The 1,570-nt window shown below is 46.7% G+C and carries 2 protein-coding genes; both read right to left on the reverse strand.

Annotation, left to right across the window (positions count from 1 at the left end):
- Positions 1-109: 109 nt before the first annotated feature.
- Positions 110-427 (reverse strand): cell division protein FtsL, encoded by a 318-nt coding sequence (gene ftsL / locus KIV40_RS30945; RefSeq protein ID WP_285353123.1) that lies wholly within the window; start codon positions 425-427, stop codon positions 110-112.
- 3 nt (positions 428-430) lie between these two features.
- Positions 431-1,381, reverse strand: a complete 951-nt coding sequence (gene rsmH, locus KIV40_RS30950; protein ID WP_285353124.1) for a 16S rRNA (cytosine(1402)-N(4))-methyltransferase RsmH — start codon at positions 1,379-1,381, stop codon at positions 431-433.
- Positions 1,382-1,570 lie beyond the last annotated feature (189 nt).

Consider the following 1,570-nt stretch of genomic DNA (forward strand, 5'->3'; position numbering starts at 1 on the left):
TTAAAGCGCCATTTGATCACGATAGGATCGGCATCCTTTTCATTCGCTGCGACAGCTTTGGCAGAAACGGCTTCGGCTTTCTTCGCAGGTGCTTTTTCCTTTTTTGCGGTCATTTCAGTGAGATCACAACTCCTTTGTCTGAGTCAGGGCGCTTCATATCAAGCTCTTTAATCGCAGAGGCTTGTACTCGGCTGTGTTCGGCCAGCGCGGTCTCTTCGAGCATTAGGTTTCGCCACTCGTCATCAAGCTGCTCACGCTCAACCAAAGCCATATCTTTCTGGGTAATGGCTTGGCGAGACATGTGTGTAGTAAGTACGACCCCCATCGCACTCGCGAAGATAGCAATGAGCAATAACAGTGGGACGCGACCCACTGATATTAGATCAAAGAAGATAATCTTGGCTAAGTTTGGCTTGGCGGTCTTCATCTACTACAGCTTTTCTGCAATGCGTAATACTGAGCTACGTGAACGAGTGTTTTCATCAACCTCGTGTTTAGACGGTTTGATCGCTTTGCCGACAGGCTTAAGATCAGCACTGCCTAGCGCTTTAATCTGCTCTTCTGTCAGTGGCAAACCGTGAGGAACCTGAGGACCTTGGCTCTCTTTACGGATAAAGCGTTTTACCATGCGGTCTTCAAGTGAGTTGAATCTGATAACAGACAGGCGACCTTCCGGTGCAAGAATGCTTGCTGCGCCTTTCAGTGCCGTATCAATCTCTTCCAGTTCACTGTTGATGTAAATACGGAATGCTTGGAAAGCACGTGTTGCTGGGTGCTTTTTCTCTTTGAAGCTCTTTGGCGCCAAATCGGAGATCAGCTTAGCCAGTTGACCCGTACGTGTTAGCGGTTCGTTCTCTTCATTTTCACGGTAAGCAACGATGCCTTTCGCAATACGGCGTGCGTGTTTATCTTCACCAAACTCACGGATAACCCACGTGATGTCATCAAGATCAGCATCCATTAACCACTGAGAAACAGGGATACCTGAGGTTGGGTCCATGCGCATATCCAGCGGGCCATCTTTCATGAAGCTGAAACCGCGCTCTGCGTCATCCAGTTGAGGAGAAGAGACACCAAGGTCTAGAAGTACACCATCTACTTGGCCGACAAGATCGTAGCGCTCTGCGTATTCTGCCATGCCAGAGAATGGACCGTGGATGATAGTAAAACGAGGATCATCAATTTTTTGTGCTTCTGCGATCGCTTGTGGATCGCGGTCGATACTAAATAGTCGTCCATTCTCGCCCAGTTTAGACAGGATTGTACGGCTGTGACCACCACGGCCAAAAGTACCGTCAATGTTGGTACCATCGGGTTTGATCGCCAGTCCGTCAATTGATTCGTTAAGCAATACTGAAATATGTTTGAACGCTTCTGTCATAGTCTTCTCAGTGAGTGGATTAAGCCTTTAGTTCGGCTACAAATGATTCTGTTAACGTTTTAGTGTACTGATTTCGCACGTTATCTCCACTACATTGTGTGTAGCGAGTTGGTATTTTTCACCCAAGTCTTTACAAGAAAAGCGGATTTTAAGGAAATCTAAATAATTTACGTCAATATAAAGCAAAAA

Source organism: Vibrio sp. D173a (assembly GCF_030248475.1).

Coding starts and splice junctions, on each gene's coding strand:
- ftsL (WP_285353123.1), bottom strand. CDS start 427: ATGAAGACCGCCAAGCCAAACTTAGCCAAGATTATCTTCTTTGATCTA.
- rsmH (WP_285353124.1), bottom strand. CDS start 1,381: ATGACAGAAGCGTTCAAACATATTTCAGTATTGCTTAACGAATCAATT.